The following is a 16,805-nucleotide window of genomic DNA, read 5'->3' as shown; positions in this document are numbered from 1 at the left end:
GCCGCGGCGAGGGCGCCGCGGAATTGTCGCAATTCGGCAACAATGTGGTACGAATACATCAGTATCCGCCCATCGCGGACCCGTTTTCAGCACCACCATTGCCGGAATGACCAGCGCAGACACCTCGGCCGCACACTTTGACACGACACCAGCGGAAGAGCCCCGGCGTTGGTCGGCGCGGCGCTGGCTGGCGCCCTTTGCCGTGGCGCTGGCACTGCTCTCGGCTTTCCTGACCTTCCTGGTTCTGACCGGCCTGACCACGATCGAGCCGACGCCGGCGGTGGTCCGCTCGATCTACCTGATCAACGCGGCCACGATCCTGTTGTTGGTCGGGATCATCGTCCGCGAGCTCTGGCAGCTGATCCTGGCGCGGCGGCGGGGCAGGGCGGCGGCACGGCTCCATGTCCAGATCGTCAGCCTGTTCTCGATCGTGGCGGTGCTGCCGGCGGTGCTGGTCGCCGTCGTTGCCAACGTCACCATCGAACGCGGCCTCGACCGGCTGTTCTCCGGCCCGACCAAGGAGGTGATCCAGAATTCGCTGACGATTGCGCGGGCCTATATGCAGGACCATGCGCAGCTGATCCGCGGCGACATTCTCGGCATGGCCAACGACATCGCGCATGCCCGGCCGCTCTACGACCAGGATCGCCGCTCGTTCCGGGAGATGCTGAGCGCCAGCGCCAGTTCCCGCAACCTGCCGGGCGCGATGATCATCGACAAGAACACCAACATCCTGGAATCCGCCGACACCGGCATGCGGCTCGCCTATTCGCCGCCCGCGTCCGACTTCCTCAGCAACGTCAACGAGTCCGAGCCCGAGATCGCGGTCCTTCCCGATGCGAGCTTCGTGGCCGCCGTGATCCGGCTGCGCGCCTTCAGCGACACCTTCCTCTATGTCGCCCGTCCGCTTGATCCGAATGTCGTCAATCAGCTCAAGCAGACCGAGGTCAGCGTCGCCGAATACGCCCAGATCGAGTCGCGCCGGCTCGGCATCCAGGTGGCCTTTGCGCTGATGTTCGCCGTGATCGCGCTGACCATCCTGATGGCTTCGGTGCTGATCGGCCTGAACTTCGCCAACTCACTGGTCTCGCCGATCCGGCGGCTGATGAACGCGGCACACACGGTCTCGACCGGCGACCTCCATGTCCAGGTACCCGTGCACCAGTCGGAAGGCGATCTCGCCCAGCTAGGTGAGACCTTCAACAAGATGACGCAGGAATTGCGCAGCCAGCGTGATGAGCTCGTCAACGCCAGCGACCTGATCGACAGCCGCCGCCGCTTCATCGAAGCGGTGCTGTCCTCGGCAAGCGCCGGCATTATCGGCGTCGATGCTTCCGGCAGCGTCGGCATTTTGAACCGCTCGGCCGAGAAGCTGATCGGGCATTCCGAGGCGGAGACGCTCGGTCATCCGCTCTCCGACGTGCTGCCCGAGCTCGACGAGATGATGAAGGCGGCGCGGGAAGGGAGCCAGCGTCTGGTGCAGGGCCAGATCACGATCACCCGCGACGGCAGCGAGCGCAATCTCTCGGTCCGCGTCAGCGCCGAGAAGAACCAGCCGCACGACAGCTACATCATCACGCTCGACGACATCACCGAGCTGGTCTCGGCGCAGCGCACCTCGGCCTGGGGCGACGTGGCGCGCCGCATCGCGCATGAGATCAAGAACCCGCTGACGCCGATCCAGCTTTCGGCCGAGCGCATTCGCCGCAAGTTCGGCAAGGGTATCACAGAGGCCAAGGACAAGCAGATCTTCGAGCAGTGCACCGACACCATCGTGCGCCAGGTCGACGACATCAGGCGCATGGTCGACGAGTTCTCGCGCTTTGCACGGATGCCGAAACCGGTGATGGAGGGCGAGGACGTCGCCGACACCGTGCGGCAGGCCGTGTTCCTGATGAAGGTCGCCCATCCCGAGATCGATATCGAGGCCGAATTCAAAGAGGATCCGCTCCGCGCCCAGTTCGACCGGCGGCTGATCTCGCAGGCGGTCACCAATATCGTCAAGAACGCCACCGAGGCGATCGAGCAGGTCCCGCCGGAGGAGCTCGGCAAAGGTCATATCGACGTCGTGGTGTCGCGTCAGGGCGAGGACGTGCTGATCGACGTCATCGACAACGGCATCGGCCTGCCCAAGGTCGCGCGCTCGCGGCTGCTCGAGCCCTATGTCACGACGCGCGCCAAGGGCACCGGCCTTGGCCTTGCGATCGTCGGCCGCGTGCTGGAAGACCATGGCGGACGCATCGAGCTGAAAGATGCTTCCGACTTCCGCGAGGGCCAGCGCGGTGCCTGGATGCGGATGCGCTTTGCGATCTCCGGGCAACCCGCGAAGTCCGAGGGAGCCGAGCAGGCCCCGGCGGCCGCGGTCAAGGAAGCATCCGGCGAGCAGGCCGGCGCTCCTGTCAAGGACCCGGCGCAGGAAACAAAAGAGCTGGCGGCCGAAACCAAAGAGGCCGCTGAAAAGACCAATGATTCACCGAAAATCGAAGCCTCAACAGGCAGCTGACAAGACAGGCGCGACCCATGGCAAGTGAAATTCTGATTGTCGATGATGAGGCCGATATTCGGGATCTCGTCGCAGGCATTCTCGAGGACGAGGGTTTTGTCACGCGGACTGCGCGCGACAGCGACTCCGCACTGGCTGAAATCGCCAACCGGCGGCCGCACCTGGTGTTCCTCGACATCTGGCTGCAGGGCTCCAAGCTCGACGGCTTGCAGCTCCTGGAGCAGGTCAAGAAGGATAATGCCGACTTGCCGGTCGTGATGATCTCCGGCCACGGCAACATCGAGACCGCGGTCGCCGCGATCAAGCGCGGTGCCTACGACTTCATCGAGAAGCCGTTCAAGGCCGACCGGCTGATCCTGGTCGCGACCAGGGCGCTGGAGAACTCGCGGCTCAAGCGCGAGGTCAAGGAGCTGAAGCAGCTGGCGCCGAGCGCCAGCCAGCTCGTCGGCCGCTCGCCGAGCATGAACCAGTTGCGCCAGACCATCGAGCGCGCGGCCAAGGCCAACAGCCGCATCCTGATCGTCGGTCCCGCCGGCGCCGGCAAGGAATTGACGGCACGCACGCTGCATACGGCCTCGGGCCGCGCCGACGGTCCCTTCGTCGTCATCAACGCAGCCGCGATCACGCCCGACCGCATGGAGCACGAGCTGTTCGGCGTCGAGCAGTCCAACGGCGAACAGGCACGCAAGCCCGGCGCGCTCGAGGAAGCCCATGGCGGCACGCTGTTCATTGACGAGATCGCGGACATGCCACGCGAGACCCAGAACAAGATCCTGCGGGTGCTGGTGGAGCAGTCGTTCCAGCGCGTCGGCGGCACCGCCAAGGTGCAGGTCGACGTCCGCATCATCTCCTCGACCGCGCGAAATCTCGAAGAGGAGATCGCGGCCGGCCACTTCCGCGAGGACCTCTATCATCGGCTCTCGGTGGTGCCGATCCGCGTGCCTGCGCTCTCCGAGCGGCGCGAGGACATCCCGGAATTGATCGACTATTTCATGGAGCAGATCTCGGCCGGCAGCGGCCTGCCCAAGCGGCAGATCGGGCAGGACGCGATGGCGGTGCTGCAATCGCATGTCTGGCCGGGCAATGTGCGCCAGCTCCGCAACAACGTTGAAAGAGTCATGATTCTCGCCGCCGGTGGACCGGAGGTCATCATCACGGCCGACATGTTGCCGCAGGACGTCGGCTCCATGGTGCCGGCGATGCCGACCAGCAACAATGGCGAGCACATCATGGGCCTGCCGCTGCGCGAGGCGCGCGAGGTGTTCGAGCGCGACTATTTGATTGCACAGATCAGTCGTTTTTCAGGAAATATTTCTCGCACAGCCGAGTTCGTTGGCATGGAACGGTCGGCGCTGCATCGAAAGTTGAAAGCGCTCGGTGTCGGCTAGCGCGTTTTCGTGCGAAGCGGGTACCGGTTCGCACTGGGAAAATGCCGTCAAAACAGGATTCTAACGCCGCGACGTTGCGGCGACACCTTGGAAGAAAACGAGGAAATTCATCGATTTCCGTAGTTTTTCGGGGCAATACGGCGACCGTTGCCGCGTGAAGCGGCTTGCCTAATAGGTCCACCTGTCCTCTAATTGCACAGCTGTTCCTTCCGAGGGGGATCTCATGAGGAACGGCAACCGGGAGAGGCTCCGACCTTCACAAAGAGGGCCGCAACCGGCGCAATAAAAAGAAACTCAAAGCGAGAAAAAAACAATGGCGGCAGACCGCGCACAAAACCTACAGGACACCTTCCTTAATCACGTTCGCAAAACCAAGACGCCACTGACGATCTTTCTGGTCAACGGAGTGAAGCTCCAGGGCATCGTGACCTGGTTCGACAATTTCTGTTTACTGCTTCGGCGCGACGGTCATTCGCAGCTCGTCTACAAGCATGCGATCTCGACCATCATGCCGGGTGCGCCGATCCAGTTGTTCGAAGGCGGCGAGGATCAGCCGGCTTGAGAGTGATCTGATTGGAACCCCGGAATTTCGACGGGGATGCCGACCGTCCGCGGTCGGCAGGGGCTAAGCAGACGGGGCGGGTGCTTGTCATCGGCCCCTATTTGCGGGTGCGCGCAGGCGGTGCCGACGCGCAATCGGAGACTCATATCCAGCGCAACGCCGAGGCCCGGCTCGATGAAGCCGCCGGCCTCGCGCGTGCGATCGATCTCGTCATTGCCGACGCGATCATCGCGCCGATCAGCCAGATCCGCCCCGCGACCTATATCGGCAAGGGCAAGGTCGAGGAGATCGCCGCGCTGGCCAAGAGCCTCGACGTCGAGCTCGTGGTGATGGACTGCGCGCTGGCACCGATCCAGCAGCGCAATCTCGAGAAGGAATTGCATGCCAAGGTGCTCGACCGCACCGGGCTGATCCTGGAAATCTTCGGCCGCCGCGCCAAGACCAAGGAAGGCTCGCTCCAAGTCGAGCTCGCGCATCTCAACTACCAGCGCTCGCGCCTGGTGCGATCATGGACCCATCTGGAGCGCCAGCGCGGCGGCTTCGGCTTCATGGGCGGTCCCGGCGAGACGCAGATCGAAGCGGACCGACGCCTGATCCAGGAGCGCATCTCCAAGCTCGAGGGCGAGCTGAAGAAGGTGCAGGCGACACGGCGGCTGCATCGTGCCGGCCGCCAGCGCGTGCCGTATCGTGTCGTGGCGCTGGTCGGCTACACCAATGCCGGCAAGTCGACGCTGTTCAACCGCCTGACGCGTGCCGACGTGCAGGCCGCGGACATGCTGTTCGCCACGCTCGACCCGACGCTGCGCGCCCTCAACCTGCCGCATGGCGGCAAGGCGATGCTGTCGGACACCGTCGGCTTCATCTCCAACCTGCCGACCCAGCTCGTCGCCGCCTTCCGTGCCACGCTGGAGGAGGTGCTCGAAGCCGACGTCATCCTGCATGTGCGCGACATATCCCATGAAGATGCCGAGGCCCAGCAGAGCGACGTCGACGCCGTGCTGCGCCAGCTCGGCATCAATCCCGACGACAGCGGCCGCATCATCGAGGTCTGGAACAAGATCGACCGCTACGATTCCGAGCAGCGCGAAGAGCTCCTGAACATCGTCGCGCGCAGGCCGGAGGATCATCCCGCGATGCTGGTCTCGGCCGTGTCGGGCGAGGGCGTCGACGCATTGCTCGCCGCGATCGAGGAGCGGTTAGCGGCCAAGCGCACGACGCTCGATCTCTCGATCGACGCCGCCGACGGCGCCGGCATCAGCTGGCTGCACCGCAATGCCGAGGTGCTGGCGAAAGAGCTGCACGACGGCCGTTTTGATATGACCGTGCGGGTGGATGAAACGAAGCGGGACATCGTGGTGAACAGGTTTGATGCCGTGCCGCGTCTGTCCGCGTAAAGCGCACTTCGTAGCCCGGATTGCGCTGGCTCCATCCGGGCTACACGCTGAGATAATCACCCAGACAGATCAAGGCTCATGAACTGGTTGTGCGGGCTCGCCTGATAGTCGGCAAACGGCGCGCAGGATACGAAGCCGGCGCTGCGGTAGAGCGCGACGGCCGGCACGTGCAGCGGCGCCGTGCCGGTTTCCAGGCTGAGACGCGCATATCCGCGCTTGCGGCCTTCGGCAATGATGTGGTTCAGAATCGTGCGTCCGGCCCCGGTCCGCCGCGCACTGGGCGCAGCGCGCATCGACTTCACTTCGCCGTGCGTCTCATCCAGCTGCTTCAGGGCCCCGAAGCCAGCCAGCACGCCGTCCTGCCAAGCCGTCCAGAACGTCACGGTCGGAGCCGAAAGGCCGCTCGCGTCCAGGGCCTGCGCGTGCTCGCCCATGACGCTGCGGAGTTCTTCGAGGTGATGTGCCAACAAGTCGGCGACATGCGGCGCCTTCGGATCGTCCTGCCTGATGTCCACTGCGTGCCCCGTATCAAGTCGCCGTCTTCGCCGCATTCCACAGCGCGTCCATCTCCGCCAGCGACGCCTGCTCCAGCGTGCGGCCCTGCGCTTCCAGCGCCCGTTCGATGTAGGCAAAGCGCCGCTCGAATTTTGCGTTGGTTGCACGCAATGCGGCCTCCGGATCGGCATCGACATGGCGGGCGAGGTTGACGAGGGCGAACATCAGGTCACCGGTCTCTTCCGCAATCTCCTGCTTGTCGTTGCGGTCGAGCGCGGCCTCGATCTCGTCGGCCTCCTCGCGGATCTTTTGCAGCACCGCGCGCGGGTCGTTCCAGTCGAAGCCGACGGTGGAGGCCTTGCGCTGGAGCTCCATGGCGCGGGTCAGTGCGGGCTGGCCGGCCTTGACGCCTGACAGCAGCGATTTGTGCGTCGGCACCTGCTCCGGCGGACGCCGCGCGGCGCGTTCGGCTTTCTCTTCGGCCTTGATGCGGTCCCAGACTTCCTTGACATGGGAGGAGGCGAGATTGCCGTCCTTGTCGGCGAAGACGTGGGGATGGCGCCGGATCATTTTTCGCGTGATCGCCTCGACCACGTCTCCGAAAGCAAAGGCGTTCTGCTCCGAAGCCATCTGGGCGTGGAAGACCACCTGGAGCAGGAGGTCGCCGAGCTCCTCTCTGAGATCGTCGAGATCGCCGCGGCTAATGGCCTCGACTACCTCATAGGCCTCCTCGATCGTGTAGGGCGCGATGGTCGCAAAATCCTGCTCGAGGTCCCAGGGGCAGCCGGTCACCGGCGTGCGCAGCGCCGCCATGATCTCGATCAGGCGGGAAATGTCGCGGGAAGGGGTCATTGCGGGGCGCTCTCCTGGCTCCAAAACCTTATGCCAAAAGCGGCCCGCCGTTCCCAGCGCGGCGGGGCGGAACAGGCCGATTTCCACTGATTGGCGGGCCGCGTCTGCAGTGCTAAAGCGCGGTCCATGAGTGATCCATTGTCATCACAAACCGCGCTGGTGCTGTTTTCCGGCGGCCAGGATTCCACCACCTGCCTCGCCTGGGCGCTCAGCCGCTTTTCGCGCGTGGAGACGCTGGGGTTCGACTACGGCCAGCGTCATGCGGTTGAGCTTGACTGCCGCGACCGGCTGTTCGACGGCATCAAGGACCTGCGCGCGGACTGGGCCGCAAAACTCGGCGAGAGCCATACGCTGTCGATCCCGACGCTGGCGGCGGTGTCCGAGACCGCGCTGACACGCGATGTCGCGATCGCGATGGGGGCCGACGGCCTTCCGAATACGTTCGTGCCCGGCCGCAACCTGGTATTCCTGACTTTTGCGGCGGCGCTGGCCTACCGGCGCGGCATCACCCACATCGTCGGCGGCATGTGCGAGACGGATTACTCCGGCTATCCCGATTGCCGCGACGACACCATCCGCGCCATGCAGGCCGCGCTCTCGCTCGGTATGGCCAGACAATTCGAGCTGCACACGCCCTTGATGTGGATCGACAAGGCCGCGACCTGGCAGCTCGCGCAGGATCTCGGCGGCGAGGGGCTGGTCGATCTCATCCGCGAGCACTCCCACACCTGCTATCTCGGCGAACGCGGCGCGCAGCACGAGTGGGGTTTTGGCTGCGGCGAGTGCCCGGCGTGCAGCCTGCGGGCGAAGGGGTGGCGGGAGTTTGTGGCGGGGCGCAAATAGCGCTCCGATCTCCGCTGTCATTCCCCGCGAAGGCGGGGAATCCAGTACGCTGCGGCGTCTCCGTATCCCTCCAGCGTCTCTGGAATACTGGATCACCCGCCTTCGCGGGTGATGACAGTGCTGGATGGAGCAGCAGCGCTCACAGAACATTGCGCCAATTGACTACCCTGCAAAATCCTCCGGCTTAAGCTCAATCGGCTTGCCGTGCGGGGTGCGATCGGCCGCGTGGTCCCAGGCGTCGCGGTAGCGGTGCAGGGTCTCCGTCGAGGCGACGCCCTTGCGCGCAACCAGACCCTCCAGCGTGGCGAGCCAGTGCAGATAATAGGTCTCGCCCGTATCGGGATCGCCGGCCGCCTGGGCCCGCTTGATCTCGGAGGCCAAGGCGGCGGCCCATTCCGGCCAGGTGAACACGCCGCGTTCGTGCAGCGTCAATGCCATCGCAAACGCATGCGCCTCCCAGGGCGCGCGGAACACCGGGCCGTCGTCATCGCGGGGAATGCTGGGTATGGCCGCGGTGGCTGCGGCAGCAGCGGTGCCGCTCATGACGCCGGGTCCAGATAGGGCTCGAACGCGTCGATCGAGACCTTCAGGGTGGGATCGCCATCCTCGCCCCAGAGATCGCGGCCTTCGAACACGACCGTGTAGAGCCATTGCGGATTCTCGCCGAGCTCCATCGCCGCTGAATCCGGAAACACGTGGCAGCCGTGGTTCAATTCGACCACGCCGACATGGCCGCGCACATAGCGCGGCAGCCGCGTGTGCGTGGCCGGATGAATGTTCTTCGCACGCACACGATCGCCGATGTTGAATTTTGCCGAGGCCGGAGCAGGGCGGGCGAACTTGCCGCGCACCATGGTGCGCTCGACATCGTCGCGCTTCAGCTTGCCATTCTTGAGCGCCTTTGCAGGCTGCATCGCATGGCCGGCGGCGACCTCCTCCCGGGTGAGGTAGCCTTTCTCGATCAGCATCTCCTCGAGCCCGAGAAACCATTTCTTGTAGTAGGAGCTCGACAGATACACGTGCGGCGGGATCATCTCGCGATAGAAGCGCGAGGTATCGATGTTGAAGGCGCCGGCCGCGCCCATCGCGCGCACCATCGCCAGCACGCGGGACTCCCACTCCTCGTGGAAGACAGGCTCGTTCGGCTCCGGCTCGACCTTGCCGAAGCCGTCCATGCCGCCCATGTCGTGCACGCCGTTCATGACGGCGCTCCGGGCTTTCGCGGGAATCCGGTGCCGATCATGGAATCGCGCGTGACGAGCTCAGCGAGCTGCTCCTCGCTCCAGCCCTCGGTGCCTTCGGGCCGCATTGGCAGCACCAGGAAGCGCGTCTCCGCGGTAGAATCCCACACCCGGATCTCGATGTCCTTCGGCAGGGTGACGTCGAAATCGGCGAGCACGCCGCGGGGATCCTTCACGGCGCGCGAGCGGTAGGGCGCCGCCTTGTACCAGACCGGCGGCAATCCCAGCATTTCCCAGGGGTAGCAGGAGCACAGCGTGCACACGACCATGTTGTGTCGCGCGGGTGTGTTCTCGACCACGACGAGATGGTCGCCGACGCGGCTGACATGGCCGAGCGTGCCGATCGCCTTGCTACCGTCCTCCAGCAGCGCCTTTTTGAACGCTGGATCGGTCCAGGCCTTGGCGACGACGCGCGCGCCGTTGTGCGGACCGATCTTGATCTCATAGGCCTGGATGATGGCGTCGAGCGCGGCGGGCTCGACATAGCCTTTTTCGGTCAGGATCGTCTCGAGCGCGCGCACGCGCAGCTCGGTCTCCGACAGCTCGGAATGGTCGTGATCGTGATGGTGGTGATGGTCGTGATCATGGCTCATGGCGGCGAAGATTAAGCGCAATGGCCTGGGCCTGTCGAGTATGCGCTGCGGCGCAACCGGGTCCCATATTCGTGAGGCCGGATGTAGGCTAGCATCGCCGCAAAGCAGATGGGGAGACGTGGGTGACGGACTACGTGAAGATCGAAAAGGGCCTCGGGCCTGAGGGGCGGATTGCAGTGGTGCGATTCGATCGGGGCGACGGCATCAATGCCCTGTCACCCGAGGCATTGCGGCAGCTGACCGCGGCGGCTCGCAGTTTCGAGGACGATGCCGCGACGTCGGTCGTCGTATTGACCGGCAGCTCGGGCGCATTCAGCGCCGGCTTCGACCTCAAGGACGCCGAGGGGCGCTCGCGCAAGGAGATGGACCTCGGCACGCTGCGGCGGCACCTCAAGCTCGGGCCGCGTCTGACGCACGCCTGGCAGGAGATGGAGCAGATCACGATCGCGGCGATCGAGGGCTTCTGCGTCGGCGGCGGCGTCGCGCTGGCCGTCGCGCTCGACTTCCGCATCATGGGCCGCGATGCGCATCTGCGCGTACCCGAAATCGGGCTCGGCATGAACATGAGCTGGCAGAGCATCCCGCGCATGCTGCACCTGATGGGGCCGGCCCGCACCAAGCAGGCGGTGATCCTGGCTGATGAGCGCATCTCAGCGGATGAGGCCCATGAATGGCGCCTGGTGGAGCAGGTGGTCGATCCTGGCCATGCCTTCGATGCCGCCATGGATCTTGCGCGCAAGGTCGCCGCGCAGCCGCCGCTCTCGGTGGCGATGACGAAGCTGACCGTCAACCGGCTCGCGCATGCGCTGGACGATCTCGCCAGCCACATGGACGTCGATCAGTTCGCGCTCGCCAGCCTCAGCGAGGATCACAAGGAGGGCGTCGAGGCGTTCCTGGGCCGCCGCAAGCCGCGCTTCAAGGGGCGGTAGATCTATGCCGGGCCATTGATCGCACAACCGGCAGTTCGTATACGCGGCGCAGGGACAAGAGCAGGCTCGCCACGGGCCGCACAGGCGACGACGATCGAGGGGGAGGGCCCATGACTGCTAGCTCGCAGGCGCCGGAGGCGAAAGGCTTTCGCTGGAAACTGGTCGCGCCGCTCGCGGTGTGGCTGGTGATCTATCTGTGGCCGGTGCCTGCAGGGCTCAACGTCAATCAGTGGCACTATTTCGCCGTGTTCGCGGCCGTCATCACCGGGCTCATCCTGGAATCGATGCCGGTCGGCGCGGTCGGCTTCATCGGCCTGACGGTCGCGGGCGTTGCCGGCTATATCGACCCTGATCCCGGCAAGTCGCTGCGCTGGATGCTGGCAGGCTTTGCCGAGAGCACGGTCTGGCTCATCGTCGGCGCCTTCGTGTTCTCGATCGGCTATCGCAAGAGCCAGCTCGGCCGGCGCATTGCATTGGTGCTGGTGCAGCGCCTAGGCCGCAACACGCTCGGCCTCGGTTATGCGGTGGCGATGTCGGACTTCCTGCTCGCGCCGGCAACGCCGTCGAACACCGCGCGCAGCGGCGGCATCGTCTATCCCATCATCAGCAACATTCCGCGCATCTATGGATCCGAGCCGGGGCCGACCGCCGGCAGGATCGGCACCTATGTGATGTGGACCGCCTTTGCCGCGACCGCCGTCACGAGCTCGCTGTTCTTCACCGCGCTTGCGCCCAACGCGGCGGCGCTGGCGATCGCCAAGAAGACCGCCGGCGTCGAGGTCAGCTGGGGCCAGTGGTTTCTGGGCTTCGCGCCGCTCGGCATCCTGCTGATGGTGCTCGTGCCGCTGCTCAGCTATCTGGTGTGCCGGCCAGAGGTGAAGAGCAGCCCGGAAATCACCGAATGGGCGGCGAAGGAACTCGCCGGGATGGGCCCGATGTCGCGCAACGAGTGGATCATGCTCGGCCTGATCGTGCTCGCGATGTTCCTGTGGATCGCGGGCTCCAGCCCGGACATCCACATTCCCGTGCTCGGCTCGAACTTCGTTAATGCCACCACCGTCGTGTTCATCGTGATCTCGCTGATGCTGGTGACCGGCGTGATCGAATTTGCCGACATCGTCAGCGAGAAGAGCGCCTGGGAGGTGTTCTTCTATTTCACCTCGCTACTGACGCTGGCCTCCGGCCTCAACGAGATCGGCTTCATCAAATGGTTCGCGACCGAATACGCAAAACCGCTCGCCGGGCTGTCGCCATCGACCGCGATGCTGCTGCTGGTCGCGCTGTTCTTCTGGATCCACTATTTCTTCTCGAGCATCACCTCGCATGCCGCCGCCGTGCTGCCGGTCGTGCTCGCGGTGGGATCGGGCATCCCCGGCCTGCCGGTCACGACGCTCGCCATGCTCTGCATGTATTCGCTGGGCCTGATGGGCGTGATCTCGCCTTACGCGACCGGGCCGGCGCCGATGTATTTCGGCAGCGGCTATATCGGGAAGGGCCAGTTCTGGGGTTTTGGCCTGCTGTTCGGGCTGCTCTATTTCGCCGGGATCCTGCTGATCGTGCTGCCATGGTTGCAGATGGGATGAGCTCGGGCGGGACGCCGATAGCCCCGGCGAAGGAAAATTCTTCTCCGGGCAGGATTTGGGAAAACTTCGTCCAACTCCTTCCAAATATCTGACATTGCAAGACCGACCTGAAAGGGCGATGGTGCGTGCTGCGATGCAGCGCGTTCCACCCGAACCCTCACCGCAGTTTCATCCCCGTCGCCCGATGCGGCCCGGTTCCCGTGCGCCCCGAGGGGCCGGCGGGCAAGCGAACTATTGTGCATGAAGGCCGCTTCCATGAATGCCCACCAATCGCTCGCGATCGGACAGCCGATCGAGAGGTGTGAAGCGATTTCACCTGCCGCAGCTGAGCCGGACGCGATGGTCCGTTTCGCCAGCATCTCGAAGACCTATCCGGCCTATCGCGGCAAGCCCGGCGTCAACGCGTTGCAAAACATCGACTTCGCGATCCCGCGCGGTTCCATCACCGGTGTGATCGGCCGCTCCGGCGCCGGCAAGTCGAGCCTCGTGCGGCTCATCAACGGCTTGGAGAAGCCGACCACGGGGCGCGTCGTCGTCGACGGTCGCGACATCTCCGCGTTGGCGGGGCGCGAGCTACGGCTGGCGCAGCGCTCGATCGGCATGATCTTCCAGCATTTCAACCTGCTGTCGTCGCGCACGGCGGCCGACAACATCGCGCTGCCACTCGAGATCGCCGGCTGGGCCAAGGCCGATATCAAGGCCCGCGTCACCGAGCTGCTCGCGCTCGTCGGCATCGCCGACAAGCACGACCGCTATCCGTCGGAGCTCTCGGGCGGCCAGAAGCAGCGCGTCGGCATCGCCCGGGCGCTGGCGACCCGGCCGAGCGTGCTGCTGTCGGACGAGGCGACCTCCGCGCTCGATCCGCAGACCACGCGCGCAATCCTGGATCTGCTCGCGAACATCAACCGCGAGCTCGGGGTGACCATCGTATTGATCACCCACGAAATGTCCGTGGTGCGCCAGCTCGCCCGGGACGTCGTGGTGCTCGACGCCGGCCATGTGGTCGAAAGCGGCCATGTCGCGGATATCTTCACCCACCCCAAGCATCCGATCACACAATCCTTCCTGGCCGAGGTGACCGGCGACAGCTTGCCCGTCTCGCTGGCGAGCCGGATCGTGGCGGAGCCGTCCGCCGCCGGGCAAGCCGTGATCCGCCTCCAGGTGCGAGGGGCAGGGGTCGGCGACACCCTGGTCGCGCGGCTGGCCCGCGAGCTCGGCCTGGACGTATCGCTGCTGGCAGCGCGCATCGACGAGATCGGCGGTCAGCACGTCGGCTCGCTCGTTCTCGGCATTCCTCTCGGTATTTCTGGCGGCGAGGACGCAGTGGCGCGCACGCTCGCCTTCCTCTCTCAACATCAATTCTCGGCGGAGCATCTCGGCTATGTCGCCTGAACTCATCAACCTGATCGTCCAGGCCACCTTCGAGAGCCTGTACATGGTCGGCATCGCGGCGCTGCTTGGCACCGCCTTCGGCCTTCCGCTCGGCGTCTTCCTCGCGACCAGCCGGAAAGGGGAGCTGTTCGCCGCCCCCATCGTCAATCGCGTCCTCGGCATCGTCGTCAATGCGACGCGGTCCACACCCTTCATCATCCTCGTCGTCGCCATCATCCCGTTCACGCGCTTCGTTGCCGGCACCTCGATCGGATCGACCGCCGCAATCGTGCCGCTGACGATCGCGTCGGCGCCCTTCATCGCGCGTCTGGTCGAAGCTGCCATCCGCGAGGTCGATGGCGGCCTGATCGAGACGGCGTCCTCGTTCGGCGCCTCGCCGCTTCAGATCGTGTTCAAGGTGCTGATCCCCGAGGCGCTGCCGGGACTTCTGCTGGCACTGACGCTCGCTGTGGTCAGTCTGCTCGGCTACTCCGCGATGGTCGGCGCGGTCGGCGGTGGGGGCTTGGGTGATCTCGGCATCCGCTACGGCTATCAGCGCTTCATGCCGGAGATGATGCTGGCCGTTGTCGTCGTGCTGATCGCACTGGTGCAGCTGGTCCAGAGCGCGGGCGATTATCTGGCGCGCCGGGTCAATCGCCGGCTGCGGCATCGCTGAGCCGGATCAGGTACACCTGGCGCGGCGCAGCGTCTCCGAGGGCAGTTCGGAGAAGTGGCGCTTGTAGTCGAGCGAGAACTGGCTGAAGTGCCAGAAGCCGTGCTGCACGGCGACGTCGTAGACCGAGGCATCGGTGCCGCCGGCGCGTTTCAGATCCCGCCGCACGCGGTTCAGCCGCATTGCTCGCCAGTAGTGCATCGGGCTCGTTCCCAAAACCTCCTGGAAGCAATAGCCGAGCTTGCGCGGGCTGGCGCCGACCGCCTTGCAGACCTCCAGCAGCGAGAGCGAGCGATCGCCGCTGCCATGCATCAGCGCCCGCGCACGATCGACCGTGCGCTTGCGCGTCGCGGCGCTGCGGCCGGGATCGCTGGGGCGTGCGGTCGGCAGCATGTCCATGATCTCGACGAGAAGGGCGTCTTCCAGCGCCTGCCCGACGGCCGGATCGTCGAACCGTTCGGGGGCAGTCGAGATGGTCTCGTGGATCGCGGCAAGGTGACCGCGCAATCGCGCGACCGGTACCTGCGCCATCTCGATCACCCGCAACTGGTGCCAGACTGCGCGTGGCAGCTCGATATCGAGCCGGGCCGCAAGCTCCTCGATCAGCGCCGCGCTGGCGACAACACCGCGCAGCTCGAATGACTTCGGCGTGCACATATCGACCTCGGCGTCGATGCAGGCGATGACCTGGGCACCTGCAACGCTGGCGCCGTTGCAATTGACCTCGCCGTCACCGTGCCAGGGCAGACCGATGCCGAAGCTGTCGGCCCCCAACTGGCCGTATTGGCGGACCTGCTGGCTGGTGATCTCGCAGAAGACGTCGAGCTGGAGCAGGGAGAGTTGGGTGAAGCTGCCCCTGAAGGCTCCGGCGCTGATCTGGTCGTAGCTGAGCCGCCAGCGACCGAGCGAAGCGCAATGCTCGTCGACATCGGTACTGCTGGCCCGAAACAGGCCGGCAGCCGAGTCCAGAGTCGGAAGAGTTGCGCCTAAGGGCATGACGACACGTCGAAATTCACCACCCGACAGCCAGCAAGAACCACACCAGACTGGCACGGCTACGGACGCTGTCCAGCAAAATATTGCCGGATCTCGATAACGCCCGATGGCGCCGTGGTGCAGGCTTCGGTCCTGCCGTTTCGACAACGCAGCCGGGACGGCGCTTTGCGGAGGGATCGAGATGCGACCGACCGAGATCATGCGCGGCAGCCCGCCCGCGCCCGAGGCGCAGGTGACGCGCGCCAATTGGCGCAGCTTTCCCGCGATCCGCTGGGGCTTTATTCACACCCGTGAAGTGCTGCCGACCGCAGAGATCCGCCGCTCGGCCCAGCCGACGCTAATGCGAAGCGCGCCGCGCGAACTGGCAAAACTCGGCTTCACCGCGCCTGATGGCCAGGAGACCACGATCGAAGCCACGCTTCGCGAGACCTTTGCCGATACGCTCCTCGTCATGCACCGGGGCACGCTGATCCACGAATGGTACGGCGATGGCACGAGCGTGACCACGCCGCATCTGATCTGCTCGATCAGCAAGGCGATTGCCGGCACGCTCGGCGGCGTGATGGCCGAGAGAGGGCTGCTCGATCCCGAGGCGAGGGTGGTGCGCTACGTGCCGGAACTGGAGACGTCGGTCTACGCCGGCTGCAGCGTCCGCAACCTGCTCGACATGGCCGTCGCCATCAAGTTCGAGGAGGATTACGAGGACCCCGCCGGCGACGTTGCGCGCTATCGGTTCTCTTCGGGCTGGGACGTGCCGCCGCCGGGCGTCGCGGCAGGCCACCAGCGCGCTTATCTCACGACGCTGCGCGGCACCGGCAAGCCGCACGGCAAGGTGTTCCACTACGTCTCGCCCAATACCGAGGTGCTCGGCTGGGTCTATGAGCGTGCCTGCGGCATGCCCTACCATCGCATCCTCTCCGAATATCTCTGGCAGCCCCTGGGCGCGGAGGAAGACGGCTCGCTCACGCTCGACAGCCACGGCATGGGCCGCATCGCCGGCGGCATCTCGGTGACCGCGCGTGACCTCATCCGTTTCGGCGAGATGATCCGCTGCCGCGGCGTGGTCGAGGGGCGGCAGGTGGTGCCGGGCTGGTGGATCGATGACATCCGCGAGAACGGCGATCCCAAGGCCTGGGCCGACGGCGACCTCGCCGAGTTCTTCCCGGGCGCGCGCTATCGCAGCAAATGGTTCACGATCGATCCGTCGCGCAACGCGCTCACCGCGATCGGCATTCACGGCCAGCACCTCTATGTCGACCTCGACTCGGACACCGTCATCGTCAAGCTCGCGACCCAGCCCAAGGCGATGGACGTGCCGATCGACCAGCGCTGGTTCGCCGCCTTCAGCGCCATCACCGCGCATCTCGTCTGATTTCTGGACA

Annotated in this window: 16 protein-coding genes; 10 read left to right on the top strand and 6 right to left on the bottom strand. The window is 65.3% G+C overall.

Annotation, left to right across the window (positions count from 1 at the left end; translation table 11 throughout):
- Nucleotides 1-106: 106 nt before the first annotated feature.
- From GA0061098_RS13130 to hflX, 4 genes are all read left to right on the top strand, one after another.
- Complete coding sequence (locus GA0061098_RS13130; protein ID WP_091956715.1) at nt 107-2,503, top strand: sensor histidine kinase; 2,397 nt, start codon at nt 107-109, stop codon at nt 2,501-2,503.
- Nucleotides 2,504-2,520: 17 nt separating this feature from the next.
- Entirely contained in the window at nt 2,521-3,891 is a 1,371-nt protein-coding gene (ntrX, locus tag GA0061098_RS13125; protein WP_091956714.1) for a nitrogen assimilation response regulator NtrX, read from the top strand.
- A gap of 313 nt (nt 3,892-4,204) precedes the next feature.
- Nucleotides 4,205-4,453 carry an RNA chaperone Hfq gene (gene hfq, locus GA0061098_RS13120; protein ID WP_007591126.1) on the top strand — a complete coding sequence of 83 codons (249 nt, stop codon included), beginning with the start codon at nt 4,205-4,207 and terminating at the stop codon, nt 4,451-4,453.
- Nucleotides 4,454-4,464: 11 nt separating this feature from the next.
- The gene (hflX, locus tag GA0061098_RS13115) at nt 4,465-5,847 is read left to right on the top strand and encodes a GTPase HflX (RefSeq protein ID WP_165637332.1); all 1,383 of its coding nucleotides are present in this window, start codon (nt 4,465-4,467) and stop codon (nt 5,845-5,847) included.
- A 56-nt stretch (nt 5,848-5,903) separates the two neighbouring features.
- Here hflX and GA0061098_RS13110 read toward each other — a convergent pair whose 3' ends face one another.
- On the bottom strand, nt 5,904-6,362 hold the full coding sequence (locus GA0061098_RS13110; RefSeq protein WP_091956713.1) for a GNAT family N-acetyltransferase: 459 nt from the start codon (nt 6,360-6,362) through the stop codon (nt 5,904-5,906).
- A gap of 13 nt (nt 6,363-6,375) precedes the next feature.
- Nucleotides 6,376-7,194: a nucleoside triphosphate pyrophosphohydrolase gene (mazG, locus tag GA0061098_RS13105; protein WP_091956712.1), complete on the bottom strand. Its 819-nt coding sequence runs from the start codon at nt 7,192-7,194 to the stop codon at nt 6,376-6,378.
- 126 nt (nt 7,195-7,320) lie between these two features.
- On the opposite strand from mazG, the gene queC reads away from it, so the two are divergent.
- The gene (gene queC / locus GA0061098_RS13100) at nt 7,321-8,037 is read left to right on the top strand and encodes a 7-cyano-7-deazaguanine synthase QueC (protein WP_091956711.1); all 717 of its coding nucleotides are present in this window, start codon (nt 7,321-7,323) and stop codon (nt 8,035-8,037) included.
- 162 nt (nt 8,038-8,199) lie between these two features.
- Here queC and GA0061098_RS13095 read toward each other — a convergent pair whose 3' ends face one another.
- From GA0061098_RS13095 to nthA, 3 genes are read right to left on the bottom strand one after another with little or no spacing between them, the layout of a single operon-like run.
- On the bottom strand, nt 8,200-8,580 hold the full coding sequence (locus GA0061098_RS13095; protein ID WP_091956710.1) for a nitrile hydratase accessory protein: 381 nt from the start codon (nt 8,578-8,580) through the stop codon (nt 8,200-8,202).
- Nucleotides 8,577-9,239 (bottom strand): nitrile hydratase subunit beta, encoded by a 663-nt coding sequence (gene nthB / locus GA0061098_RS13090; RefSeq protein WP_091956709.1) that lies wholly within the window; start codon nt 9,237-9,239, stop codon nt 8,577-8,579. The genes GA0061098_RS13095 and nthB overlap by 4 nt, the downstream gene beginning before the upstream one ends.
- Nucleotides 9,236-9,871 (bottom strand): nitrile hydratase subunit alpha, encoded by a 636-nt coding sequence (nthA, locus tag GA0061098_RS13085; protein WP_091956708.1) that lies wholly within the window; start codon nt 9,869-9,871, stop codon nt 9,236-9,238. The genes nthB and nthA overlap by 4 nt, the downstream gene beginning before the upstream one ends.
- A 122-nt stretch (nt 9,872-9,993) precedes the next feature.
- On the opposite strand from nthA, the gene GA0061098_RS13080 reads away from it, so the two are divergent.
- The 4 genes from GA0061098_RS13080 (at nt 9,994) to GA0061098_RS13065 (ending at nt 14,430) form a co-directional block, all read left to right on the top strand.
- Nucleotides 9,994-10,800 carry an enoyl-CoA hydratase/isomerase family protein gene (locus tag GA0061098_RS13080; RefSeq protein WP_091956707.1) on the top strand — a complete coding sequence of 269 codons (807 nt, stop codon included), beginning with the start codon at nt 9,994-9,996 and terminating at the stop codon, nt 10,798-10,800.
- A 110-nt stretch (nt 10,801-10,910) separates the two neighbouring features.
- Nucleotides 10,911-12,383 (top strand): DASS family sodium-coupled anion symporter, encoded by a 1,473-nt coding sequence (locus GA0061098_RS13075; protein ID WP_091956706.1) that lies wholly within the window; start codon nt 10,911-10,913, stop codon nt 12,381-12,383.
- Between the two features lie 240 nt (nt 12,384-12,623).
- Nucleotides 12,624-13,775 (top strand): methionine ABC transporter ATP-binding protein, encoded by a 1,152-nt coding sequence (locus GA0061098_RS13070; RefSeq protein WP_208610648.1) that lies wholly within the window; start codon nt 12,624-12,626, stop codon nt 13,773-13,775.
- Nucleotides 13,765-14,430, top strand: a complete 666-nt coding sequence (locus GA0061098_RS13065) for a methionine ABC transporter permease (RefSeq protein ID WP_091956705.1) — start codon at nt 13,765-13,767, stop codon at nt 14,428-14,430. The genes GA0061098_RS13070 and GA0061098_RS13065 overlap by 11 nt, the downstream gene beginning before the upstream one ends.
- A gap of 6 nt (nt 14,431-14,436) precedes the next feature.
- Here GA0061098_RS13065 and GA0061098_RS13060 read toward each other — a convergent pair whose 3' ends face one another.
- Nucleotides 14,437-15,423, bottom strand: a complete 987-nt coding sequence (locus tag GA0061098_RS13060; protein ID WP_091956704.1) for a helix-turn-helix domain-containing protein — start codon at nt 15,421-15,423, stop codon at nt 14,437-14,439.
- A gap of 181 nt (nt 15,424-15,604) precedes the next feature.
- Here GA0061098_RS13060 and GA0061098_RS13055 point away from each other — a divergent pair, with 181 nt between their 5' ends.
- Nucleotides 15,605-16,795, top strand: a complete 1,191-nt coding sequence (locus GA0061098_RS13055; RefSeq protein WP_091956703.1) for a serine hydrolase domain-containing protein — start codon at nt 15,605-15,607, stop codon at nt 16,793-16,795.
- Nucleotides 16,796-16,805 lie beyond the last annotated feature (10 nt).

Source organism: Bradyrhizobium shewense, from assembly GCF_900094605.1.
Classification (GTDB): domain Bacteria; phylum Pseudomonadota; class Alphaproteobacteria; order Rhizobiales; family Xanthobacteraceae; genus Bradyrhizobium; species Bradyrhizobium shewense.
This window is presented reverse-complemented; position numbering and strand designations above follow the sequence as displayed.